This is a genomic window from Mesorhizobium sp. WSM3879 (genome assembly GCF_002294915.1).
GTDB lineage: Bacteria > Pseudomonadota > Alphaproteobacteria > Rhizobiales > Rhizobiaceae > Mesorhizobium.
Genome location: NZ_NSFZ01000026.1, coordinates 1 through 6,596 on the forward strand (window position 1 = coordinate 1; position 6,596 = coordinate 6,596).

At 60.7% G+C, this 6,596-nt stretch carries 2 protein-coding genes and 2 pseudogenes; 2 read left to right on the plus strand and 2 right to left on the minus strand.

Annotated elements, in window-relative coordinates:
- A pseudogene (locus tag CK218_RS29740) lies at positions 1–2,318 on the minus strand (cadherin repeat domain-containing protein); the annotation flags it as partial.
- An 849-nt stretch (positions 2,319–3,167) separates the two neighbouring features.
- Here CK218_RS29740 and CK218_RS29745 point away from each other — a divergent pair.
- Together CK218_RS29745 and CK218_RS29750 are read left to right on the plus strand one after the other, a co-directional pair.
- Positions 3,168–3,335: pseudogene (locus CK218_RS29745) on the plus strand (ABC transporter permease); the annotation flags it as partial.
- A gap of 502 nt (positions 3,336–3,837) precedes the next feature.
- Positions 3,838–5,148: a divalent metal cation transporter gene (locus CK218_RS29750; RefSeq protein ID WP_095829746.1), complete on the plus strand. Its 1,311-nt coding sequence runs from the start codon at positions 3,838–3,840 to the stop codon at positions 5,146–5,148.
- A 356-nt stretch (positions 5,149–5,504) separates the two neighbouring features.
- Here CK218_RS29750 and CK218_RS29760 read toward each other — a convergent pair.
- A partial coding sequence (locus CK218_RS29760) for a PHP domain-containing protein (protein ID WP_143749736.1) occupies positions 5,505–6,596 on the minus strand: 1,092 nt, incomplete at its 5' end.

Sequence of the window (6,596 nt, forward strand, 5' to 3'; positions counted from 1 at the left end):
GTGCCCGCCAGGGTGCCGTTCAGATTCATCTGGAAGAGATTCTTGCCGGTGAAAATCGACATCTCCTCCACCTCACTATCGGCCACCAGCAGCTTGCCGAGGTGGGAGATATAGACGATATCGGTTGGGTCGGGGCTCGGCGGTGACCACTGCGAAGTCAGAATGGTGTGCGCCAAGGTCACGGATGTCGGCAACTGGGTGGCGGTGACGCCGACGGTGAAGGTGTGCGTGGCGATGCTGCCGTCGGACGAGGTGGCTGTCACGTGGAGATCGATCGTCGGTTCGGACTGGGCGTTGAGCGTGCCGCTGCCCGATCGCGTGATGACGCCGGTGCTGGAATTGATGGCAAAGCGCGAGTCGTCGATCGTGTAGGTGACCGTCGAGCCGGCATCGGGATCCTTGGCCGAGGCGGTGATGCCGACGGCAGTGCCGGCGGCGGCATTTTGGACGATCTGATTGGCCGCGGTGTTGGCATCGGGCGGCGTGTTGAACGCGATCGGTTCGGGGCTGTTGAGGACGGCGAGGGTGAAGCTCTTGTTGGCGGTGCTGCCGTCAGAGGAGGTCGCCGTCACCGTCAGGTTGATGGACGACTGGGTCTCGAAGTCGAGCGTGCCTGTGCCCGAACGCGTGATGACACCGGTGCTGGAATTGATGGCAAAGCGCGTGTCGTTGATGCTGTAGGTGACCGTCGAGCCAGCATCGGGATCCGAGGCCGAAGCGGTGATCCCTGTCGGTGCCCCCGCCGCGGCGAGCTCGGCGATCTGGTTGGCGCCGGAGTTGGAGTCGGGCGGAGTGTTGAAGGCCACGGGCTGTTGGCCGGCCGTGACGCTGACAGTGAAGGTGCTCGTGGCGCTGCTGCCATCGGACGACGTCGCTGTCACCTGGAGATTGATCGTCGGTTCGGACTGGGCGTTGAGCGTGCCGGTGCCCGAGCGCGTGACGACCCCGGTGCTGGAATTGATGGCAAAGCGCGAGTCGTCGATCGTGTAGGTGACTGTCGAGCCGGCATCGGGATCCGAGGCCGAAGCGGTGATGCCGACGGCAGTGCCGGCGGCAGCGTTCTGGCCGATCTGGTTGGCCCCGGAGTTGGCATCCGGCGGCGTGTTGAACGCGATCGGCTCCGGGCTGTCGAGGACACCGAGGGTGAAGCTCTTGGTGGCGGTGCTGCCGTCGGAAGAGGTTGCCGTCACCGTCAGATTGATGGACGACTGGGTTTCGAAGTCGAGCGTGCCTGTGCCCGAGCGCGTGATGACGCCGGTGCTGGAATTAATGGCGAAGCGTGCATCGTTGATGCTGTAGGTGACGGTCGCGCCGGCATCGGGATCGGTGGCCGAAGCGGTGATGCCCGTGGGTGCTCCCGCCGCGGCGAGCTCGGCGATCTGGTTGGCGCCGGGGTTGGAGTCGGGCGGAGTGTTGAAGGCCACCGGACTTCCGGATCCCGGCAAGACATATTCGATGTGCAGCAGCGGCGCGCTGGCGGGATTGTATTCGTAGGAATCGGCGGTGCGCGTGCCGGTGCCGGTGATCAGGAACGCCATGTCGTTGAGCGCCGCCCAGCCCGAGCGGCTGACGATCTCCTGGACGATAGCCGTGAGGTCTGGCGTGCGCTCGGCCAGGGCCTGCTCGCCCACCGTGGTCCACGGGGCCGGCGTCCAAGCCGTCGACGCGTCGGTCGTTGCCCGTGACGATACATTGAAGCTGGTGCTGGTGAAGGGGCTTGCGTCGTCGGTGTCCTGGCCCTTGATCAGCAGCGAGGCCGCGCCGGTCTTCACCTCATTGGCCTGGAACTGGATGTAGGCGCTGGTGATGATCGCGCCTTGCGGGACGTCGATACCGGTGAAGCGGAGGCCGACCGTCTGGCCGGTAGAGCCGTCAAAGCCCAACTCCAAATCGTTGATGTTGGTCGAAATCGAGCCGGAACCTTTCTCCTCGACATCGTCCCCTGCGGCCGCGACCCTCGTTTCGAACACCGGGTCAGCCCCCAGGACACTGGTGGCGGTCAATGCGCTCGCCGTTGCGGTCGTGCCGGTGTTGGATGCCGCATCGGCGCTGGTGGCCGCGTAAGTGGTGTCCGGAAGGCCCACCCGGTGCCCCGAGCCATAGCCTGTTACGGTGTCAGGAAAGGTGCCGTCGAGATGAATGCCAATTCTGGCTGCAGCTTCGGCAAGGCCGTTCAGGCCGGCATTGATCCCGCCTGTCGAGGAGTAGCCGGCAATGAGGGTATCGATCGCGGTCGCGGCTTGATGCGTGCCATCGCTGTAAACGCTTTTGTTGATTCCGGCAGCAAGGCTGTCGGAGCCTGGAGTCGCTTCCTCCATCGCCGAAGCCCTTGGCGTGCTGTCATGGTCCTGGTTATCGGCATTCGGAGCGCCAGTTCCAGCCGTTGGGGCCGGCCCGTCATCCATCATTTGACGGCCTTTGAGGGAGGACCAGGAGCCGAACGAAGTCATGTCAGTCCAAAGGGTCGGACCAATGCCCTGATTCCAAAGTTCGGACATATCAGTCTCCTTCGCCGCACGTGACAAAAGGCCAGCCTCAGCCTGAATCGCTGCAGCCTCGAACTGGTCGTGTTCAACCGCGCGTGTCGCCATTCACGATGGCCCGAACACAATGGTGCGGAAGCTGATTTCTAGTATTATTTCAGGCAATTCTGCCCCATCACAAAGGCCATCTTGTCAGACAAACGGCTTAAACTCGCGGGCTATAGCCTAGATAACAAACCGGTAGTTTCGTGCGAGGAATTCCGACTTAGGCGTCGGTCTTGCAGAACCACCGCGGGGACACTGGTCTCGCTGGGTGGGAGTCGTCGTCTCAAAGTTTGCGCTCTTGGGAATTAGCGGCAAAACCACCCGAGAATACGTCAGCCTTCGTGTGGCGCGCCAAATGGAAGCTGATGTGTTTGCGCACCGGCGACTCCGGCCCATGGAAACGTTGAATTGCAAGGAGGCAGCTCAGTTGCCAGGGGCGATAACGATCGAGAATGGCCCGTGTGGGCAGGCACTAGGATCAACAACGTTGGACGCAGTCGAACATGATCGTCTGATTTTCGGCTGCTTTGCGCCTCGACCGTCGTCGCCCTTACAATCTGACTGATTCCGCGCGTCATTAGGCTAGGGTCGAACCAGAAATCGCAAAGAACTCGAGCGAAGGTATCAGCATTGTCGTAGCCGCCATCCGCCGGGGAATCGATGGTGCGGGAAAACGCGACGCTGATTACGTATGGCGATGTCACGCCGCTTTTGCCCGCGGGCGCCATTGCCCTTCTCACAGTAGCGGTGAACTTCGTCGTGGACTGGTTTCTGCATTCAACGAGCGGGCTGCGTGATGAAAAGTAGCAGTGTCATCGCGCGCGAAAGGGGGACAGATCTTCTCACGGTCCGCGACCTTCACCTTGAAGGATTCCAGCGCTGGCACCCGATCGTGCGCGGTGTGGTTTCTCGCTCAAGCGCGGAGAATTGTTGGGCCTGATTGGGGAATCCGGAGCCGGGAAGTGCACGGCGGGGGCGCGACTGTCAGCCGGCTTATCAGGCTCGCCGGCGCATGAGGAGCAGCGCCTGTGCGCCCCGAGTCGTCGGATCGCTCAAGCACCGTGACCGTCATCGCCGCCACACCACGGTTGTTGTCAAAACCCTCTATATTTGGAACCGCTGTGTCTCCTCATCGTTGAACCGGAGGCTCCATAACTTCAAAGCGATCGTGGCACGTGATTAACAGCTCGACATTTATTAACGTGCGGCTTGAGATGTTTGGACCAACTTTCGAACCGATAGGAATCGGGCCAGTACTGGCTGCAATAAGTGCCGTGGCTGGCGCTCTTTGCATTGGGCGGCCCAAGCAATGACCGATGTCAGCTCGGAAATTGAGCGAGAGCAAAGCAACACGGTTGCCAAAGGGCCATTTCAGCGCTTCCTCCGCATTATCGGCCCCGGCTTCATCACCGGCGCCTCCGATGACGACCCCTCAGGGATAGGCACGTATAGCCAGGCCGGAGCTCAACTCGGGTTCAACATCGGCTGGACCATGCTCTTCACTTTTCCTCTTATGGCGGCGATCCAGGAGATTGCGGCTCGGATAGGTCGCACCACGGGCAAAGGCCTCTCGGGAAACCTTTCTCGCTATTACCCTGCCCCTCTGCTTTATCTTGTGGTCGTCCTGCTATTTTCCGCCAATGTGATCAACATAGGTGCCGACTTAAGCGCGATGGCTGATGCGCTCAACCTTCTGGTCGGAGGGCCCAGCTCGGTCTATGTCCTGGGATTTGCGCTCGTCAGCGTGGCGGCAATCGTGTTTGTCAAATACAGCCGCTACGTCAAAATTCTCAAATGGACCACGCTTAGCCTGTTCGCCTATGTCGTGGCGATGTTCGCTGCAAAGATTCCATGGGGCGAAGCGGCAAAGGGGGCGTTGATTCCGCACGTCGAATGGAACGGGACGTTCTTCACCACGCTGCTTGCCATCTTGGGCACAACCATCTCCCCGTATCTGTTCTTCTGGCAGGCCTCGCAGGAGGTCGAGGAGGAAAAGCTCGATCCTTCCGCCAAGCCCCTGAAGTGGGCACCGTGGCAGGCTCGAAAGGCGTTCGAGCGGATTCGCGCTGACACACTGGTTGGGATGGCCCTGTCCAACCTTATTGCCGTCGCAATCATCTTCACAACGGCGGCGACGCTTCACAAGACAGGCGTGACCGATATTTCCTCTTCCACGGACGCGGCAAGGGCACTGGAACCGGTGGCCGGCAAATTCGCTTTCGTCATCTTTGCGGCGGGAATCATCGGTACCGGGTTACTGGCGGTCCCGGTGCTCGCGGGCTCGGCCGCCTTCGCGGTCGGCGAGGCCCTACACTGGAAGGTTGGCCTGGCCCGGGAACCGAAGAAGGCGGTTGCCTTCTATGGAACGCTTGCCTCGGCCGCGGCTCTTGGCACCGGCATCATGTTCACGCCAATCGACCCGATCAAGGCGCTTTATTGGAGCGCGGTAATCAACGGCATCTGCGCGGTGCCGGTGATGATCGTAATGATGCTGATGGCTGGCCGAGCCGACATAATGGGAGACTTCCCCATAGGAGGGTGGCTCCGCTCCCTGGGGTGGCTCTCGACCGTGGCCATGATGCTATGCGTCGTTGGTTTGGCGGCGCAATGGCTACTGTGACCGCTTTCGAATTCCGGCAGCGATAGATGACCAAGCCGATCGAGAAATGGCCTGACACCTATGACCCTGAGGTCTTTGCCAAAAAGTATGGCCTCACGCTCAAGCAAGCCAAGACGTCATCAGTTCAACCGGTCCTTCCAATCAAGGTTGCGACGCTTGCCATGATCGTAGGAGACGACCGTGTCGTGACGGTGGTGAAGGCGCCGCCCCTCCCTCCCAAGCCCATATTGCCTGTCTTGTTCCGGACGAGCCCAGCGAGCCTAAACTTCAAAGGAGCGTTAGCGTCGTATCGGACCACAATATTAGCCCGGCCGCGGATATCGTTCTAGGCAGCCACTCGTCCGAGGCCGCCCCCGTTACGCGGCTCTAGGGTTCCTCACAGGCGAGCGACGGTCGCCGCCGGTCTTGCAATCGCGCGTGCGCTTTGAAAGGTGCGCAAGCAGGGCCGCCAAACCCATCGCGTTGAGAACCCGCGTCCTAGGCACGCCCCCCTTGCGCGCCATCTCGACACCCCAATGCATGTGGTCGAGTTCTCGGATCGAATGAGCGTCCGGATTGATGCTGAAGATGCAGCCGTAGTCGAGTGCCTTCTGATGCCACCGCCAGTCGAGATCGAGCCGCCACGGATGCGCGTTGATTTCGACAGCGACGCCATATCTCGCGCACGTTCTGAGGACCTTGTCGACGTCGAGATCATAGCCGGGGCGACGCAACAGCTGGCGACCGGTCATGTGTCCGATGATTGTCGTGAAGGGGTTCGCGATTGCCTCAATGATACGGTCCGTCTGCTCTTTCTTCGGCAGCTTGAAGCGGCTGTGCACGCTCGCGACAACGAAATCGAACTGCTCCAAAACGTGGTCCGGATAGTCAAGCGAGCCGTCGGCCAGGATGTCTGCCTCGATGCCCTTGAGGATACGGAATTTTCCCCCATACTTCTTGTTCAGCCGATCCGCTTCGCAGTGCTGTTCCGCAATCTCCTGCAATGTGAGGCCGCCCGCGTAGTGCGCAGACTGCGAATGGTCGGCGACACCATAGTACTCGAACCCGCGCTTACGGGTCGCTTCAGCCATTGCCTCAAGCGTCTCGGTGCCATCGGATGCGGTCGTGTGAGAATGCAAAATGCCATTGAGATCTTCATCCCGCACAAGGGTAGGGAGTTGCCGCCTCGCTGCCCGCTCAATCTCGTGCCTGCCTTCGCGCAGTTCGGGTTCGATGAACTGCAGGTCCAATGCTTCGTAGATTTCCTCCTCTGTCACTGATGCAATCAACTTTCTCCCGCGGTAGAGACCATCGGGTTTGAGGGCGAACCCTCTCTCGGCCGCAAACATCCTCAATTGCTCTAGATGGGCCGCGGAACCGGTTGCTTCGAGCAAGCTCGCGCCAAAGTGCTTCTTGTCCGTTACGACAAGCCTGAGGGTGGACTGCTCGATTTCGGTCCGGTTCTTCCC